Annotated in this window: 18 protein-coding genes; 10 read left to right on the top strand and 8 right to left on the bottom strand. The window is 53.6% G+C overall.

All coding sequences use genetic code 11. The features are described from left to right. Positions 1-99 precede the first annotated feature (99 nt). Positions 100-921, bottom strand: coding sequence for a 50S ribosomal protein L11 methyltransferase (gene prmA, locus ACQKLP_RS06970; protein WP_427321360.1), 822 nt, complete (start codon positions 919-921; stop codon positions 100-102). Between the two features lie 96 nt (positions 922-1,017). Here prmA and ACQKLP_RS06965 point away from each other — a divergent pair, with 96 nt between their 5' ends. Continuing rightward, a complete protein-coding gene (locus ACQKLP_RS06965) occupies positions 1,018-1,593 on the top strand; it encodes a hypothetical protein (protein WP_427321358.1) in 576 nt (191 codons plus the stop codon). 86 nt (positions 1,594-1,679) lie between these two features. Next, on the top strand, positions 1,680-2,354 hold the full coding sequence (locus ACQKLP_RS06960; RefSeq protein WP_427321356.1) for a DUF6624 domain-containing protein: 675 nt from the start codon (positions 1,680-1,682) through the stop codon (positions 2,352-2,354). A gap of 193 nt (positions 2,355-2,547) precedes the next feature. Here ACQKLP_RS06960 and ACQKLP_RS06955 read toward each other — a convergent pair whose 3' ends face one another. The 3 genes from ACQKLP_RS06955 to ACQKLP_RS06945 form a co-directional block, all read right to left on the bottom strand. Next, positions 2,548-4,905, bottom strand: coding sequence for a polyribonucleotide nucleotidyltransferase (locus ACQKLP_RS06955; RefSeq protein ID WP_427321354.1), 2,358 nt, complete (start codon positions 4,903-4,905; stop codon positions 2,548-2,550). Positions 4,906-4,991: 86 nt separating this feature from the next. Next, the gene (rpsO, locus tag ACQKLP_RS06950) at positions 4,992-5,264 is read right to left on the bottom strand and encodes a 30S ribosomal protein S15 (RefSeq protein WP_341843323.1); all 273 of its coding nucleotides are present in this window, start codon (positions 5,262-5,264) and stop codon (positions 4,992-4,994) included. A 113-nt stretch (positions 5,265-5,377) separates the two neighbouring features. Beyond that, a complete protein-coding gene (locus ACQKLP_RS06945; protein ID WP_126247308.1) occupies positions 5,378-6,070 on the bottom strand; it encodes a cell division ATP-binding protein FtsE in 693 nt (230 codons plus the stop codon). A 379-nt stretch (positions 6,071-6,449) separates the two neighbouring features. Between ACQKLP_RS06945 and ACQKLP_RS06940 the strand changes: the two genes are divergently transcribed. From ACQKLP_RS06940 to ACQKLP_RS06925, 4 genes are all read left to right on the top strand, one after another. After that, on the top strand, positions 6,450-6,839 hold the full coding sequence (locus tag ACQKLP_RS06940) for a BlaI/MecI/CopY family transcriptional regulator (protein WP_341843322.1): 390 nt from the start codon (positions 6,450-6,452) through the stop codon (positions 6,837-6,839). Continuing rightward, positions 6,836-8,161: a M56 family metallopeptidase gene (locus tag ACQKLP_RS06935; RefSeq protein ID WP_427321351.1), complete on the top strand. Its 1,326-nt coding sequence runs from the start codon at positions 6,836-6,838 to the stop codon at positions 8,159-8,161. Before ACQKLP_RS06940 ends, ACQKLP_RS06935 begins: the two co-directional genes overlap by 4 nt. A gap of 106 nt (positions 8,162-8,267) precedes the next feature. After that, positions 8,268-8,759 (top strand): energy transducer TonB, encoded by a 492-nt coding sequence (locus ACQKLP_RS06930; protein ID WP_427321349.1) that lies wholly within the window; start codon positions 8,268-8,270, stop codon positions 8,757-8,759. A gap of 25 nt (positions 8,760-8,784) precedes the next feature. Further along, positions 8,785-9,531: a TonB family protein gene (locus tag ACQKLP_RS06925; RefSeq protein WP_427321347.1), complete on the top strand. Its 747-nt coding sequence runs from the start codon at positions 8,785-8,787 to the stop codon at positions 9,529-9,531. A gap of 65 nt (positions 9,532-9,596) precedes the next feature. Here ACQKLP_RS06925 and ACQKLP_RS06920 read toward each other — a convergent pair whose 3' ends face one another. Then, complete coding sequence (locus ACQKLP_RS06920) at positions 9,597-10,775, bottom strand: AIR synthase related protein (RefSeq protein ID WP_427321345.1); 1,179 nt, start codon at positions 10,773-10,775, stop codon at positions 9,597-9,599. A 98-nt stretch (positions 10,776-10,873) separates the two neighbouring features. On the opposite strand from ACQKLP_RS06920, the gene ACQKLP_RS06915 reads away from it, so the two are divergent. Continuing rightward, positions 10,874-11,809 carry a bifunctional riboflavin kinase/FAD synthetase gene (locus ACQKLP_RS06915; protein ID WP_427321343.1) on the top strand — a complete coding sequence of 312 codons (936 nt, stop codon included), beginning with the start codon at positions 10,874-10,876 and terminating at the stop codon, positions 11,807-11,809. Here ACQKLP_RS06915 and holA read toward each other — a convergent pair. Further along, positions 11,798-12,796 carry a DNA polymerase III subunit delta gene (holA, locus tag ACQKLP_RS06910; RefSeq protein ID WP_427321341.1) on the bottom strand — a complete coding sequence of 333 codons (999 nt, stop codon included), beginning with the start codon at positions 12,794-12,796 and terminating at the stop codon, positions 11,798-11,800. The two genes, ACQKLP_RS06915 and holA, sit on opposite strands and share 12 nt — an antisense overlap. Positions 12,797-12,826: 30 nt before the next feature. Continuing rightward, on the bottom strand, positions 12,827-13,426 hold the full coding sequence (locus ACQKLP_RS06905) for a ribonuclease H-like domain-containing protein (protein WP_427321339.1): 600 nt from the start codon (positions 13,424-13,426) through the stop codon (positions 12,827-12,829). Positions 13,427-13,659: 233 nt separating this feature from the next. On the opposite strand from ACQKLP_RS06905, the gene ACQKLP_RS06900 reads away from it, so the two are divergent. Both ACQKLP_RS06900 and ACQKLP_RS06895 read left to right on the top strand, forming a co-directional pair. Continuing rightward, positions 13,660-14,619 (top strand): hypothetical protein, encoded by a 960-nt coding sequence (locus ACQKLP_RS06900; RefSeq protein WP_427321338.1) that lies wholly within the window; start codon positions 13,660-13,662, stop codon positions 14,617-14,619. A gap of 270 nt (positions 14,620-14,889) precedes the next feature. Beyond that, the gene (locus ACQKLP_RS06895; protein WP_341843314.1) at positions 14,890-15,282 is read left to right on the top strand and encodes a response regulator; all 393 of its coding nucleotides are present in this window, start codon (positions 14,890-14,892) and stop codon (positions 15,280-15,282) included. A 101-nt stretch (positions 15,283-15,383) separates the two neighbouring features. Here the strand turns inward: ACQKLP_RS06895 and ACQKLP_RS06890 are convergent, their stop codons facing one another. Further along, the gene (locus ACQKLP_RS06890; protein WP_427321335.1) at positions 15,384-17,024 is read right to left on the bottom strand and encodes an ABC-F family ATP-binding cassette domain-containing protein; all 1,641 of its coding nucleotides are present in this window, start codon (positions 17,022-17,024) and stop codon (positions 15,384-15,386) included. Between the two features lie 140 nt (positions 17,025-17,164). Between ACQKLP_RS06890 and ACQKLP_RS06885 the strand changes: the two genes are divergently transcribed. Beyond that, the gene (locus ACQKLP_RS06885; RefSeq protein WP_427321334.1) at positions 17,165-17,731 is read left to right on the top strand and encodes an HdeD family acid-resistance protein; all 567 of its coding nucleotides are present in this window, start codon (positions 17,165-17,167) and stop codon (positions 17,729-17,731) included. The last annotated feature ends 48 nt before the right edge of the window (positions 17,732-17,779 follow it).

The following is a 17,779-nucleotide window of genomic DNA, read 5'->3' as shown; positions in this document are numbered from 1 at the left end:
TAAGGTAGCAATTAAAGTGTTAAAATGAATGTAAATTTCACTGCAATGATAAGGTAATTACGCTGAAATCAGCAATTAAAATATGATAATTTTTCCACATTAACTGGCGATAAATGATAAAGCCAGCCAGTGCTCCCTCTCTGCCCGTTTTTCGGGACGCAGCCCCTCTGCCTGGGCCGCCTTAACAATTGCAGGTTCGTCTTCCTGCAATATACCACTCAAAATCAATATACCGTGCTTTTTGAGGATTCTTTTCATCTCCCCCATATTGGTTAACAAAATGTTACGGTTGATATTGGCCAAAACCACGTCGAACCGGCCGCTTTCTTCGCCGGAAAGGCTATCGGCCTGGCTAAAGCGCACATTCCCCGAAGCATTCATCTCCGCATTCTCCGTTGCGTTCTCCACCGCCCAGTCGTCGATATCGATACCTTTCGTTTCCGCAGCGCCCAGCTTATCCGCCAAAATCGCCAGGATACCCGTGCCCGACCCGAAATCGAACACCTGTTTCCCCCTGAAGTCCACATCCCGCATGAGCCGCACTACCGAAAACGTGGTGGCGTGGTGCCCCGTGCCGAAAGACATCTTCGGCGTGATGATGATCTCATGCGCCACCGCATCGCCCAAAGGCGCGTGGAATCCCGCGCGGATCCCGCAAAAATCGTCTACGAGCACCGGTTCGAAGCTGCTCTCCCACAAAGCGTTCCAGTTCGCCTGCTCGATCCTTTCCTTCGTATAATCCACCCCGTGAGCACCCACGAGCCCCTGCAGATCGTTCTCGACAAAATCCCCCTCGGGAATAAACGCGACCAGCGCATCCGGGCGCTCCTCGAAACCTTCGTAACCCATGTCGCTCAATTGGGCGACCAGCACATCCCGCAGCTCTTGCGGCGCGGGAATCGTTATGGCAATGTAAGACATGGGCGCAAGATACATTTTTCTCCCCCCACCTCAATTTTCTTGGCCAATTCCCCGACTGTATTTATATTTGATTTTTATTAAATATAACCTTATCCTATGAAAAAGCTCATCATCCTCGCAGCCTTACTGGGCGGCACTTTCGCCGTATCCGCCCAAACTACCATCGTACCACACGAATACGAGAAAAAAGACTCCGTCTTTTACCAGGTGCCTAACGCGGTGCTGGTGATCGACAAACTCGACATCGAAGATTATTTTAAAAACCTCGACACCGTGTTGGTCCAGAAGCAGTACGCCAAAACCGTTTTCCGCAATATCCAGTTCTCCCCGCTGAACCCCGAAGAGGTGCAGCGCCATTACAGCCTCGCCAGCAAGTTCTGGACCGCGTCCAAAGCCAATCCGCTCAGCTACAGCACCGACAAGATCACGCTGTTCTGGAACGATAACGAAGGCATCATCCTCCCCTATATCGACGAAATCATCCCGGACCTGCTGGAAGCCGGCAAAGTGCAGGTGGTAGACCGTTCCACCAACAAACGCGTGAAACTCTACAAGCTGGATTATGAGGACGTGAACGGCAAATCGTTCCGGATCTTCAAGCTGGAAAAAGGAAAAGTGATCTGGCGCGAAAGTGAGGTATTCGTGGAGCAGGTGTATAACGCCGGCCGATAAACGTTAATCTTACCCTAAAACGACCAACGCTGCTTCCGGGCAGCGTTTTTTTTGCTTATTTTTTGAGAGTTAAACAGATCGTCGTCATGAAAGCCTCCCCCGCCACTACCCTCGCAGCGATGCTGATAACCTTTGCTGGTGCTGCCTTTCCGCAAAACGCTCCCCGCAATCCCGCCCTGGCAGACACCCTGGCCCGGATGCATAAAACAGACCAGGTGGCGGCATTCGTCCGGCAGGGCGAATATCTGAAAATGAGCGCCGAACAGTGGAGCCAATTCAAGGACAGTGTCTTCCGCGCCCACGGTAAAAAATTGCAAATGATTTTCAGGGAATTCGGCTATCCGGGGTACGATCTCGTTGGCAAAGCCGGATCGCAGCATTATTGGAATATGGTACAACATTGCGATTTCGACCCGGATTTCCAGCAAAGGGTACTGACGGCTATGGAAAAGGAAGTGAAACGGAAGAACGCCGATGTGCAGCATTTCGCGTACCTCACAGACCGGGTAGCGCTGAATACCGGCAGGAAACAGGTGTACGGCACGCAGGTCACGTACAATACCGACAGTTGCCAGGCCTATCCCAGGCCCGTAGCGGACTCCAGCCGGCTGAACGCACGAAGGGCCGCCGCAGGACTGGAACCCGTCGAAAATTACCTGAACGATATGAGCGAAATGCACTTCGAGATGAACCGGAAATCGTATGAAGACCGGGGCATCCGGCGGCCGAAGCTGTACGCCGTTCCCCGCAGCAAACCATGATCCCGCAAGACGGCCGCGAGCCAGGTTACCCATCTCCTTAAAACTAAGCTGGGGCCGTAGCAATGCTGCCTGGGCACATCAAAGCAAAATCTTCTGGAGGCAACGCTGACAGCAGTTCTCCGAAAAGATATCACCAAATGAAAACGCCCCCGTTTCCGGAGGCGTTTTCTTATGTAAGCTATTCACACGATTCTTATTGCTCGTCGAACACAGGGCCCAGTTCAGGACCGTCGTTCTGTTCGGTTTGCTGGGAAGGACGGGGTCCGCGATCGCCACGGTCTCCGCGGTCACCACGGTCGCCACGATCACGACGGTCGCCTCCGCGGTCACGATCGCCACCGCCACGGCGGTCTCCGCGATCACCACCACGGTCACGACGATCGCCACGGTCGCCGCGGTCGCCACGTTCTTCACGTTCGGGGCGTTCTACGTAACCTTCGGGTTTCGGCATGAGGATCCTGCGGCTCAGTTTGAATTTACCGGTTTTGGGATCGGTGCCTACCAGTTTCACTTTCACTTTATCGCCTTCGCTCAGCACGCCGTCCATGTTCTCGAGGCGTTTCCAGGAAACTTCGGAGATATGGAGCAGGCCTTGTTTGCCGGGGAGGAATTCGACGAATGCGCCGTAAGGCATTACGCTTTTCACTACGGATTCGTATTCTTCGCCAACTTCGGGCTGGGCAACGATGCCTTTGATCCAGCGAACGGCCTTGTCGAGGTTTTCTTTCTGGGTAGCGAAGATGGAAACTTCACCATGCTGGCCAACTTCTTCGATGTTGATGTTGGTGCCGGTTTCGCGCTGGATTTCCTGGATAACTTTACCGCCGGGCCCGATCACCGCGCCGATGAATTCACGGTCGATGGTCATTTTCTCCATGCGCGGAGCGTGCGGTTTCGGTTCAGGACGGGCGGTACCGATTGTGTTGTACATCGCGTCGAGGATGTGCAGGCGGCCTTTACGTGCCTGGGCGAGCGCTGCGCGCATTACGTCCATGCTGAGGCCGTCTACCTTGATATCCATCTGCACGCCGCAGATGCCATCGCGGGTACCGGTTACTTTGAAGTCCATATCGCCGAGGTGGTCTTCATCGCCCAGGATGTCGCTCAAAACGGCCCATTTGCCGTCGGAAGCGCGGGAGATGAGGCCCATTGCGATGCCGGATACGTGTTTGGGCAGGGGCACGCCAGCGTCCATGAGGGCGAGGGAGCCTGCGCAAACGGTAGCCATGGAGGAGGAACCGTTGGATTCGAGGATATCGGACACTACGCGCACGGTGTAGGCGTAATCGCTGCCGGGCATCATGATGCGCAGGGAGCGCATGGCCAGGTTACCGTGGCCCACTTCGCGACGGCCGGGGCCGCGCATCATCTTCACCTCGCCGGTGGAGAAGGGGGGGAAGTTGTAGTGGAGGATGAATTTTACGTAGTTGGAAACGGCTGCGGATTCTACCAGCAGTTCGTCGTCGGGCGTACCGAGGGTCACTGTGGTGAGGGATTGCGTTTCGCCGCGGGTGAACAGTGCGGAGCCGTGGGGGCTGGGCAGCAGGTCTACTTCCATGGCGAGGGGGCGCACCTGGTCGAGCACGCGGCCATCGAGGCGGATGCTCTGATCGAGGATCATGTTGCGCACCACTTCTTTCTCCAGCTTGTGGAAGTATTTGCCGACGAGCGGGGCGTCTTCTTCGGAAAGTTCGCCGAGGTGCTCTTTCAGTTCTTCTTCGATTTTGCCGAAAGCATCGCCGCGCTCGTGTTTGCTGAGGGCGGATTTGGAAACTTCGAGGATTTTGCCGGCGGCAAAGGCTTCGATTTTCGCTTTCAGTTCTTCGTTGGCGTAAGGCAGGGCGAATTCGCGTTTGGCGGGGTTACCGATGAGGCCGCGGAGCTCTTCCTGTGCTTTCACCTGGATGCGGATGGCGTCGTGCGCGAGTTCGATGGCCTTCACGAGGTCTTCTTCCTGGCACTCTTTGGATTCGCCTTCCACCATCATGATATTTTTCTCCGTAGCGGCTACGATGAAGTCCATATCGGCTTCAGCGAGCTGGGTACGGGTGGGGTTGATGATGTATTCGCCTTTGATGCGGCCGATGCGCACTTCGGAGATGATCTCCTGAATGGGCACGTCGGACACTGCGAGGGCGGCAGACGCTGCCAGTGCGGCGAGGGCGTCGGGCATTACTTCGGGATCGGAGGAAATGAGGGTCACCAGCACCTGCACATCACAGAGATAATCATCGGGGAACAGGGGGCGCAGGGCACGGTCGATCAAACGGGATACCAGCACCTCGGAGTCGCTCAGCTTGCCTTCGCGTTTGAAGAAGGAACCCGGGATACGGCCTGCAGAAGCGAATTTCTCCTGGTAATCTACGGTCAGGGGGAAGAAAGACTGCCCGGCTTTGGGCTCTTTATTGGCCACCACGGTAGCCAGCAGAATACAATCGCCGCAACGAACGGTAACGGCGCCATCGGCCTGTCGGGCCAATTTGCCGGTCTCGATCGTCACTTCACGACCTCCGCCTATATCAAATTTAACCGAAGTAGGTGTGAGATTCATACTTGTGTGAGGATTAAAATGGTACACATACAAAAAAACTATTCCCAACCAGAATAGTTGGGAATAGCGCTATCAATAAATTCGGATTATTTTCTGATACCTAACTTCTCGATGAGGGCACGGTAGCCGGAGAGGTTGGTTTTGGACAGATAGGAAAGCAGGCGCTTTCTCTGACCTACCATCTTCATCAGACCGCGGTGAGTGGAGAAGTCCTTTTTATTTTGCTTCAGGTGAGCGGAAATGCTGTTGATACGCTCGGTAACCAGGGCGATTTGCGCTTCCACAGATCCGGTATTCTTTTCGTTACCACCGAATTCCTTGAAAATATTTGCTTTCTTTTCTACAGTTAAGTAAGACATCTTTGATAAAATAAATTATTACTCGCTATTTTTCCGGTGCAAAGGTAAGAAGTAATATGGCAAGTTCCAAATAGAATTATTTGGACCACCTCTACTGTAAACCAATGCTTTACTTATGCAAAATTTACTGCTGCATTGTCCGTCACCTGCCCGTTTTCCGTCCGCAGCACCCGCGACGGGAACTTCTGCAACACAATATAATCATGCGTCGCCATCACGATCGTAGTGCCGTCTTCCCGGCAGATACGGAACAGCAGCTGCATGATCCCGTCGGAAGTTTCAGGGTCCAGGTTGCCCGTAGGCTCATCCGCCAATATCAGCTTCGGCCCGTTCAGGAGCGCCCGGGCAATGTCCACCCTTTGCTGCTCCCCGCCCGATAACTCGTACGGCATCTTGAACCCCTTGGTAGCCAGCCCCACCTTCTCCAGAACGTCCGCGATCTTGTCCTCGATCTGCTTCTGGTCCGTCCACCCCGTGGCCTTCAACGCAAATTTCAGGTTCTCATGCACGGTACGGTCCGTCAACAACTGGAAGTCCTGGAACACCACACCGAGGTTCCGGCGCAGATAAGGTACCTTCTTCCAGTCCATCTTCGTAAGGTCGAACCCCGCCACCTGGCCGCTCCCCTCCCGCAACACGAGATCTCCGTAGAGCGTCTTGAGCAGGCTCGACTTCCCCGTCCCCGTTTTCCCGATCAGGTACACAAACTCACCCTTGTTGATCGAGATATTCACGTCAGACAGGATCAAAGAACTTCCCTGGTATATATTAGCGTTCGTCAGCTGAACTATCGGTTGATCGACCATCAATTTCCTGTTTTAAAATCCAAAAATAATTAAATCCCTGGCAAAGACCCGCATACGTTAATAACTATAAAATTAGTTTGTAAACTAAAAAAATAGTTATACATTCGTATCAGCAACCGAAATACCTTCCTTCGCCGCCGCTTCGATGAAACACGCCAAGCGGGAAATCGTTAAAAACCGGCAGACGGAAGCATTGCGCCACAATATAACAACGAAGGCAGAAAGCGGGCGAAAAATCAGGTAAATAATTACAGAAGACCGACAGACCGAAGATCAAAGCATACAAATCAAAGAGAAGCAACGATAATCGAGGACCTATCAGCAACACCAGGAGTACACCAACATCACACAACTAACGGACTCCGTAAACAGCGATACAATGAAAACACTGACAAAAGCGGAAGAACAGATCATGCAGGCCCTTTGGGAGCTGGGCCCGTCTTTCGTGAAAGACATCATCACCTTCCTCCCAGAACCGCAACCGCATTACAACACCGTATCTACGCTCGTGAAGATACTGGTCGACAAAGGGTTTGCCGGTTACAAAGCCTTCGGGAAGAGCCACCAGTACCATGCGCTGATCTCCAAAGACGAATACAGCAGCCGCACGGTGAAGAACCTCGTGAAAGGGTACTTCGGCGGCTCATTTTCGAACCTCGTTTCGTTTTTCGTGAAGGAGAAAAACATGTCGGTTTCCGACCTGCAGCAATTGCTGGACGAGATCAAGGAATCCAACCCTACAGAACCACCTAAAAACGACGCGCCATGAGCATGATCCTGCTGTACCTTGCAAAAGCGGCCCTTTGTTCCGGCCTGCTGTTCGCCTATTACTGCCTGGCGCTCCGCAACCAGCGCCAGCATCGCTGGAACCGGGCTTACCTGCTGGGCCTCACGGCCGTGAGCCTCCTGCTGCCGCTCATCAGCATCCCCCTGCCCGGAAACTCCACCGGCTCTGCCGGCATCCTTCAATACACCGCATCCGCGTTCACCGTCAACGGCAACGCCGGCAGCCATACCACAAGCTCCTGGCACTGGACGTATTTCGCCTATGCGGCAGTGGCGGCGGCTTTGCTGGCGCGCTTCGGATATGCCGTCTGGCAGTTGCACCGCCTCATCCGCGGGGGCCGCAGGCAGGACGGCCAGCATTACCAGCTCATCCTCCACCCTGCCGTTTCCTCGCCCTTCAGCTTTTTCCGTTTCATCTTCTGGAACCCGGGCGCAGAGCAGCAATCCGCCGAAAGCCGCCATATTTTGCAGCATGAGCAAACGCATGTGCGCAAAGGCCATAGCTGGGATACGCTGTTCATGGAGCTCGTCACCGCGCTCTGCTGGCCCAATCCCGTCTTCCATTTCGTGAAACGCGAGCTGCAGGTAGTCCATGAATTCGAAGCAGACGAAGTGCCCGCGGGCAACGGCCAAACGAAAGCCTACGCGGAAAACCTCCTCCGCCAGGTGCTTTGCGCCCCTTCCGCCAACTTACTCATTCACCACTTTTCCCAACCTCCCGTAAAACGCAGAATCATGATGCTTACCCGTAAAAACGACACCCGTTATGCCGCCGTCCGCAAGCTGATGGCCTTACCCCTCGCCGCAGGGCTCATTTTCGCCGTATCCTGCACGCAGCACAAAGAAGATGTGGTAGCAGCCAAACCAGAGGAAAAGGCACAAACGCCGGTTGACCGCACCCTCCAAAAACCGACAAATGAAATCTTCACCGTCGTGGAAAACCCGCCTGTTTTCCCCGGTGGCGACGAAGCGCTGAACAAATATCTCAGCTCGCAAATCAAATACCCGGATGAAGCAGCGGAAAAAGGCGTGGAAGGCACCATATTCGTGAAATTCATCGTCAGGGAAGACGGTTCCATTACGGACGTTACGACCGTAGGCAACAAAAAAGGGGCAGGACTGGAAGAAGAATCCATCCGTGTGGTGAAAGGAATGCCGAAGTGGAACCCGGGCGTACAAAACGGACGTAAAGTGGACGTTGAGTTCAACCTGCCCATCCGCTACACACTGGTGGATGACGACAAAAGCACCTCATTCTGGCCCGGCCAGTCGCCCTTCATGCCCGGCCAAAAAACAAAATGTTAGATTTTTTCCGTTACTATAATTAGCAAACAATTACTGGCGCCGCATTCCTGCGGCGCTTTTTTTGTGGAAATGCACCGCAAACGCATCTGGATGTAAACGGCCTTCCATGACGATCCGATCTATTATCCCCATCTACCTGATGTCCATATTTGCAGCTTGCTCCCCGAAAGATAAAAACGTTGCGCCCCCGGCAGATGGGACGAAAGTTACCTACACTTCAGGCGAGTGCATAGTCGAACCACCACCGCCGCCGACCACGGATGAAATTAGCTGTTACTTTCCTTGCGAGCCCATGCCCCAATTCCCCGGTGGAGAAGAAGCTTTGCGAGACTTCCTGGAAAAAAACATGCAATATCCCGAAGCAGCGCTTCGCGAAAAAAAATCAGGTACCGTTTTCGTAAAATTCGTCGTGCAGGAAGATGGAAAACTTTCCGGCTTCGGGACCATAGGTAAATCGCCTGGTTTCGGGATGGACGAAGAAGCGTTGCGGGTGATAAAAATGATGCCGGACTGGGTGCCGGGCGTAATGAACGGGAAACCCTCCGCCACCGTTTTCAACCTTCCGGTAAGATTTTCATGCCCGGCGGAAAATCAGTAGTTTCAAACCATCAACCGCTATCAAAATGATTGCCTCCACACTCTTGCTTTGCTTATCCATGTTGACTCCCGGCACAATTGCGGATACCATCCCGGATGAAAAAATGGTATTTGTCGACAGAAGCCGCATGCCCCAGTTCCCGGGCGGCATGGATTCGCTGAACGCTTACTTTGGCCGCGTTGCCCGCTATCCGCCCGAGGCGCTTGCGGCAGGCCGGCAAGGCACCGTGTGCGTCCTGTTCGTGTTGCGGCAAGACAGCAGTATTTCTGACATATCTGTAGATGGGGTGAATCCTGGTTTTGGCATGGATGCGGAAGCGGTCCGCCTTGTAAAGCTGATGCCCAAATGGAAACCGGCGCTTCAGGGCGGAAGGCCCGTTCATTGCTATTGGCGGCTCAATTTCCAGTTCAATCTGCAAAACAGGTCGATCGCAGTCGACGAATTCCCTCCAGACATAATATTCACCTACCTCGAAATTCCTCCCTACTTCCCCGGCGGCGAAGCAGCATTCCATATGTTCCTTTCCCAAAACCTGGCATATCCGGCCGAAGCGAAGGCGCACGGCATACAGGGAACCGTGCGCGTCGCTTATGTAAATACCCGGTTCCGCGTGAAGACCAACATCCACGTCGTAAGCCCCAGGTTGGGCCATGGTATTGAAGAAGAGGCGTTGCGACTCGTATCTTCCATGCCGCCGATGAAAGGTTCGACCAACGGTGGACGAAGGGTTGCGGCATACGATACGCTGGATATTCCTTTCAAATTGCCATAACGGGTAAAAGAAAAAAGCCGGCGACCAACGGTCCACCGGCTTTTTTCGTATATGCCTTGATGCTATTATTTGTATTCGAACGTGCCGTATTCGCTTTTCACCGTCACTTGCTCGCCTTCGCTGGCTTCCACGCGGCCCACGATGCGGGCGTCGATGTTGTAGGTCTGGCTGATGCGAATGAGGTCTTCCGCGATTTCGGCAGGCACGTACAATTCCATACGGTGGCCCATGTTGAACACCTGGTACATTTCCCTCCATTCTGCGCCCGACTGCTCGCGGATCAGCTGGAACAGCGGGGGAACGGGGAACAGGTTATCCTTGATGACGTGGAGGTTTTCGATAAAATGCAGCACCTTGGTCTGGGCGCCGCCGCTGCAATGCACCATTCCGTGGATTTGCGGGCGGAATTGCTCCAGCATATGGCGGATCACCGGCGCATAGGTGCGCGTGGGCGACAATACCAGTTTGCCGGCCGTGATCTGTCCGAATCCCGGAACGTCGATCATATCCGTGAGGGATTTTTTGCCGGCAAAAACCAGCTCCTGCGGGATAGCGGGGTCGTAGGATTCAGGATATTTCTCCGCTACGGATTTATTGAAAACGTCGTGACGGGCGGAAGTGAGGCCGTTGCTGCCCATGCCGCCGTTGTATTCGCGCTCGTAGGTGGCCTGGCCGTAGGATGCAAGCCCTACTACCACGTCTCCCGCCTGGATGCGGTCGTTCGAGATCACGTCTGCACGTTTCATGCGGGCCGTTACGGTGGAGTCTACGATGAGGGTGCGGACGAGGTCTCCTACATCCGCGGTTTCCCCGCCGGTGCTGTAGATGCCCATGCCATAAGAGCGCAGTTCTTCGAGGATTTCTTCCGTGCCGTTGATGATGGCCGCGATCACTTCGCCGGGGATGCGGTTTTTATTGCGGCCGATGGTGGAAGACAGCAGGATGTTGTCTGTTGCGCCTACGCAGAGGAGGTCGTCCGTGTTCATGATAATGGCGTCCTGCGCGATGCCGCGCCAAACGCTGATATCGCCCGTTTCCTTCCAGTAGGCGTATGCGAGGGAGGATTTGGTGCCCGCCCCGTCTGCATGCATGATGTTGCACCAGGCTTCGTCGCCCCCGAGCAGGTCGGGGATGATCTTGCAGAATGCGCGGGGGAATAATCCCTTATCGATATTCCGGATGGCGTTGTGCACATCTTCTTTGCCGGCTGAAACGCCTCTTTGGGCGTAAAGGTTCTGATCCACGGTAGGTTCCTTTGTTTGCGATTAAAGTGCAAAAGTATTGTAATCCCGTCAAAACATTTAGATTTGCACGGCGTTTTTGCAAATATGACCGATCCACCATGCAGGTTCACAGAGATTTAAAGAAATTACCCGCTTTCCGGAACGCCGTGATCACCATCGGCACTTTCGACGGGGTGCATACCGGCCACCAGCACATCCTCCAGCAACTGCAGGAAGCCGCGCACGCCTGCAACGGGGAAACGGTCATCATCACTTTCGACCCGCATCCGCGGGAGGTGCTGGCGGGCGATAAATCGGTCCGCCTGCTCACTACGCTCGACGAGAAGATTTCGCTCCTTGCGCACTGGGGCATTCATCACCTGGTGGTGGTCCCCTTCACCCGGGAATTCTCGGAACGCTCCGCCACGGCCTATCTCGAAGATTTCCTCATCGAAACTTTCCGTCCACACACCATCATCATCGGCTACGACCACCGTTTCGGCCACAACCGGGAAGGCGGGCTGGAGCTGCTGGAGGCCGAACAGGAAAAATACGGTTTCAGGTTGCTGGAAATCCCCCAGCAGGTCATCCAGGACGCCGCCGTATCCTCCACCCGCATCCGCAAAAGCCTCCAGGAAGGCGATGTAAGGCTGGCCAACGAGCTGCTCGGCTATCCCTATTTCCTCAACGGCATCGTGGTGCATGGCGATAAAATGGGCCGCCAGCTTGGTTTCCCCACCGCCAACATCTCCCTTAACGATTACCGCAAGCTCATTCCCGCACAGGGCGTTTACGCCGTGACGGTGACCGCCGGCAACGACGGGCAGCTGTACAAAGGCGCGCTCAACATCGGCACCCGGCCTACGTTTAACGGCACGGAGCTGCGCATCGAAGTGTTCATCCTCGATTTCGACAAAGAGATCTACGACGCGCCCATCCGCGTCGATTTCCTGGAATTCATCCGTTCAGACAGGAAGTTCGACAGTGTGGAAGGGCTCGTGGCGCAGATGAAAAACGATGTGGAGCAGGCCCGGGCGGTTGCCTCAAGGCCGTAAAATGCGGTAAACCATTTCCTTCATCAATTCCCCGTCTTCATTCCCTGCGTCGCCGATACCGATGCTGCGCAGGTTGTATTGCGCCAGGAGCAGAATGGCGCGCTCGGTGCCGTTGGGCCCGAAATTGCGCGCGGCCGACATATAATCTTTCAGGAAAAAGGGATGCACGCCCAATGCGGCGGCCATTTCCTTCTCGCCGCCCTTGGCGCCGAAAAGCAGGTTGATCTTGGAAAAATATCCGTAGAGGGAAGGGATCACCACCTGTATGGGCGCGGCTTTGGGATTGGCGGAGAAATACCTGACGATGCGCATGGCCTTGGTCATGTCCATCTGCCCGATGGCGTTTTGCAGCTCGAAAACATTGTATTCCTTGCTGATGCCCACATATTTCTCGATGTCGGATTCGTCGATTTTTTTGCCTTGCGGAAGGTTGACCATCAGTTTCTCGATCTCGTTGGCGATGCGGCTGAGATCGTTGCCGATATGATCGGCCAGCATGACGCAGGCTTTTTCGGAGATGGCGAGGCCCTGGGAGCGGACGTAAGCCTCCGCCCACTGGGGGATCTGGTTGTCGTACAGTTTTTTGGTGGACAGCATGACGCCGCGCTCCTTGACGAGCTTGGCCATTTTGGAGCGGCCGTCGAGCTTGCCCTGCTTGTGGGCTACGACGAACACGGTGGATTCGAGGGGTTTATCGATGTATGGCTCGATCTTGAGGAGGTCGCGCATGGCCTGTGCTTCCTTGAGGATCACGACCTGGCGGTCGGCGAACATGGGGTAGCGGCGGCAGGCGTTGATGATGGTGGCCCAGTCGGTGTCTTTCCCGTACAAAACGGTGAGATTAAAACCCTTATCGGCTTCGGAGAGCAGGTTATGCTCCGCGTAGTTGACCACCTGGTCTATAAAAAAGTCTTCCTCCCCTTCCAGCCAGTAGAGGGGCTTGAACTTGTTGTTTTTCCAATCCTTGATGATGTCCTGGTAATCCATAACCCTATCTGTTTCTAACGATCCAACAATTTACGCGACCACGGCCACGCTGTCTTTTTCCATGAGCGGGAGCCCTTTGAAGCGGAGCAGGAGCTGGCCAACGGTGAGCACGTCTTTCTGACAATACTCCACGATGCGGCGGAGGTCCTTTTCCTCCCAATATACCTTCCCTACCTGGCTGCCGTCGATATCGTCTTTCGGCGTGGGAATGCCCAGCACGGCGGCCAGGAGCTTGAGGGAGGTGTAATTCCGGAAGTCCCCGAAGCGCCAGATCTGGAGGGTGTCGAGCATGGGCTGCTCCCAGGGTTTAAGCTGGTGGAGCAGCAGCGGCGCCGGCAGCATGAGCCCGTTGATGACCGCGCGGCGGCAAATATAGGGAATATCGAACTCGCGGATGTTATGCCCGGCGAATTGAAAACGTTGCATTTTTTGGTGAAATCTGGAGACGGTGTCGAGGAAACCGGCGAGCAGTTCCTTCTCGTCGTCCCCATAAAACGATTTTATACGTAATTGATACTGACCGTTTTCCGTAAAGAAAAACCCGGCGGAGATGCAAACGATCTTTCCGAACTCCGCCGTGAGGCCGGCGCGATCGAAAAAGTCGGCCGAAGGATTTTCAGAATCTGGCAAAGTTTTTGCATTCTTTTCCAACCAGAGCGCCTGTAACTCGGCCGGAAGCTGATCCAACGAAGGTGTTAGCGGGGTGGTTTCTATATCAAGCAATAATAACTGGTCGAGCGCAACGGTATATAACACAGCCTACAATTTTAAAGCGTGTAATTTAGTTAAATTTTAACGTTTCAATTTCGAGGGAAAAATTTTACCCATATAACAACAATCAACTTAACAAAACATCAATCATTATGGCGGAAAACACCTTTAACGCTGGTACGCCCAATCCCGGGCCCGAAAAACCGAAAAGTAACAAGAACGGCCTCATATACGGTATCCTCATCGCTGCACTCGTAGGCACCTGGGGCTATATGTATTATGACAAGAGCCAGACCAGCAAGGAGATCGCTATCAAAGAAAACCAGCTCGATACGATCTCTAATTCCCGGAACGAACTGCAGGCAGAATACGATGCCGCACAAGCCCGGCTGGACGATCTGATCTCCCAGAATAGCCGGATGGACAGCCTCGTGAAAAGCAAGGACAAAGAAATTGCCGACATGAAAGGCCGTATCACCAGCATCCTCAGCAACAAAAACGCTACCGCAGCACAGCTGGCAGAAGCCCGCAGGCTGATCGAAGAACTGAAATCCAGGACCGAAGGCTATGTAGCCACCATCGAACGCCTGGAAGGCGAAAAGATCGTCATCACCGGCGAGCGCGACTATGCCCGCAAAGAGCGCGATTCCGTAGTGGTGGTGAAAGACAGCCTCGGCAAACGGGTAGACCTTGGCTCCGTACTGCATGCAGACAATATCAAACTGTCTCCCATCAACGTGCGTAAAAACGGGAAGGAAGAAGTGACGTCCAAAGCGAAACGTGCGGATATGATGCGCGTGTCCTTCGACCTGAACAACCGCATCGCTACCAGCGGCGACAAGGAGATCTACGTAGCCATCACGGCTCCCGATGGTGCTCCCCTCGCAGTAGAAGCCCTCGGCAGCGGCCGCTTCACCCTGGAAGACGGTACCGAGAAACTCTACACCGTTAAGAAAACCGTTTCCTACGCAGCCGGTGGCAACACCCCCGTTAGCATGGACTGGAAACAGAATTCCGACTTCAAGCCCGGCGATTACAGCGTGGAAATTTACCAGGACGGGTATAAAATCGGTGCCGGTAAAGTAAACCTGAAAAAAGGCGGCATCTTCTAAAAAGTACGATAGACAATCCAACATTCATAGAAAAAGGGTGTGGCCGCGGCCATACCCTTTCTTTTTTATACCGGCTTGTTAAAGTTTGGTTATTGCAGGTTAAAAAATATTAATATTAAAATAAAATTAACTTTCTTTGCGGAGAAATTATGAAACGGCTTTAGATGGAATGCTTTGTGGGGCCCTATACGATGAGTACCTATGCTAACGGAAAATGGAATTGCGGACAGTAAACGGAATATTATGATGCGATTCGATAATATAATTGACATGGCACAGCATAAAGTAGTTTATGTGATCGACGACGACGAGATTTTCCACTTTATCGTGAAGAAGATGTTCGGTTTGCAAGGGTGGGACGTCAGGGTCAATTCATTCCTGTCTGCAGAAGACGCCATCGAGGACCTGAACGATTTCGCGGCCCGCCGCCTCCCCTGCCTCATCATCCTGGACATGAACATGCAGCGGATGAACGGCTGGGATTTCATCGAAGCCTTCCGGAAGCTCAAAACGAAGCTGACGCAGGATGTGCCCATCATCATGTGCTCCTCGTCCATGAACATCCAGGATATGGAAAAAGTGGAACGGACACCGGAACTGATGGCTTACATCACCAAGCCGCTGGACAAACATAAAATGAAAGTAATCGAAGAATACCTCTAAAAAATCCCTCAGCAAGAGGGAGCTAATACCCAAAAAAGTAACCCATAAAAAAAGAGCGGATAATTTCCGCTCTTTTCTATTTTCTGTTGATTTCAATCTTGTTACGCATTCACCGGCTCCCCGTACATTTCGGCACGGAGGGCTTTCACGCGCTCATCTTCCAGGTACTCGTCGAACGAGCAAAGTCGGTCGATGATGCCTGAAGGCGTGATCTCGATGATGCGGTTGGCCACGGATTGCATGAACGTATGGTCATGCGTGGTGAACAGCACGATGCCCTGGAAGGTTTTCATGCCTTCGTTGAAAGACTGGATGGATTCCAGGTCGAGGTGGTTGGTAGGTTCGTCGAGGATCACGACGTTGGGGTCTTGCAGCATCATGCGGCTGACCATGCAACGTACTTTTTCGCCACCGGAAAGCACCGTGGTCTTTTTCATGATCTCGTCGCCGGAGAAGAGCATTCTTCCGAGGAAACCGCGGAGGAAGGGCTCGTCTACGTCCGTTACGTGCGCCGGAACGTACTGGCGGAGCCAGTCGAGCAGGTTGAGGTCGCTCTTGAAGAACGCGGCGTTATCGTCGGGCAGGTACGCTTTGGTAACGGTGGTGCCCCATTCGAGCTTGCCGCTGTCAGCCTGTTGATCGCCGTTAATGATATCGAAGAAAGTGCTGAGGGCCAGGTGATCTTTAGACAGGAACGCGATCTTGTCTCCCTTGTTCACGGAGAAGGTCACGTCGCTGAAGATTTTGCGGCCGTCGATGGATTTTTCGAGTTTTTCGATGTTCAGGATCTGGTTGCCCACTTCGCGCTGTTGCTTGAAGATGATGCCGGGGTATTTACGGCTGGAGGGCTCGATGTCTTCGATCACCAGTTTATCGAGGGCTTTCTTACGGGAAGTAGCCTGTTTGGATTTGGAAGCGTTCGCGGAGAAGCGGGCGATAAAGTCCAGCAGGTCTTTCCGTTTGTCTTCCATTTTCTTGTTCTTATCGGAAATCTGGCGGGCGATCAGCTGGCTGGATTCGTACCAGAAGGAGTAGTTACCGGTGAAGATTTTGATCTTGGCGCGGTCTACGTCGGCCACGTGGGTACACACGGCGTCGAGGAAGTGACGGTCGTGGCTCACTACGATCACGATGTTTTCGTAATCGGCCAGGAAGTTCTCAAGCCAGCCGATGGTTTCCACGTCGAGGTGGTTCGTCGGTTCGTCGAGCAGCAGGATGTCGGGGTTGCCGAAAAGCGCCTGTGCCAGGAGCACCCGCACTTTCAGGGCGCCGCTCAGGTCTTTCATGAGGGTTTGATGCAGGTCTTCCTTCACGCCCAGGTCGCCCAGGAGCACGCCGGCGTCGCTTTCTGCGGTGTAACCGCCCATTTCGCCGTATTCAGCCTCCAGTTCACCTGCACGCATGCCGTCTTCTTCGGTAAAGTCTTCCTTGGCATAGATCGTGTCGCGCTCATGCGCGATGTCCCAGAGCTTCTTATTGCCCATGAGCACGGCGTTGAGCACGGTCACCTCGTCGAACTCGTAGTGGTTCTGTTTGAGGACGGACATGCGCTCGCCGGGGGTGATTTCCACGGAACCCTTGTTCGGCTCGATCTCGCCGGACAGGATTTTCAGGAAGGTGGATTTGCCGGCCCCGTTGGCGCCGATCACTCCGTAGCAATTGCCTTTCGTAAAGTTGATATTCACTTCATCGAACAAAACCCTTTTGCCGAAAGAAAGCGTGACGTTTTTAACACTGATCATACCTGGCTTGAATAAATTTGAAGCCGCAAAGATACGAAATCCCCTCCATAAGTCCATGCTTTCCCCAACTACCGTAACCTGCGGTTATTGAACATTTTAGGGATATGTATTGTTATCAATGACAATCAAATCATATTACCATGATCCATGAACTGTCCAAATACTGGGGTTATATCGTTTTCAGGGGCGTCATCGCCATCATTTTCGCCATTTTCGCGTTCATCTGGCCCGCCCTGACCCTTTCCGTGCTCGTCATCTTCCTGGGCGCCTATTTCCTGGTGGACGGGATTTTCTCCATCATCCATGGTTTCCAGATCATGAAGAAAGACGAAAGCTGGTGGACGTTCCTGCTGATCGGCCTCATGGGCATCCTTGCCGGGGGGATCATGCTGTTCATGCCGGGCATCACGGCGGTGTTTCTCGTAACGCTGGTGGCGATTTGGGCCGTTGTAACAGGTATTCTGGAAATTATCGTGGCCATCCGCCTCCGGAAAGAGCTGACCAATGAGTGGATGCTCATCCTGGCGGGGATCCTGTCCGTCGCGTTCGGGGTACTGCTCTTCATGCAGCCGCTCGCCGGTGTGGTGGTGCTGGCCTGGTATATCGGGTTTTACGCCCTTTTCCTCGGCTTTTTCCTCCTGTCGGTGGGCTTCCGCCTCCGGAAAGTGCATAAAAGCTATGAAAACCACCACGGTAAACATGCCTGAAAGATTTTGCCATAGATATAGATAACGTTAAAGGGTAAACAAAAGGGC

Source organism: Chitinophaga sp. NPDC101104 (assembly GCF_050277495.1).
Classification (GTDB): domain Bacteria; phylum Bacteroidota; class Bacteroidia; order Chitinophagales; family Chitinophagaceae; genus Chitinophaga.
The sequence above is the reverse complement of the archived record's forward strand: the minus strand, read 5'-3'. Positions and strand labels throughout refer to the sequence as shown.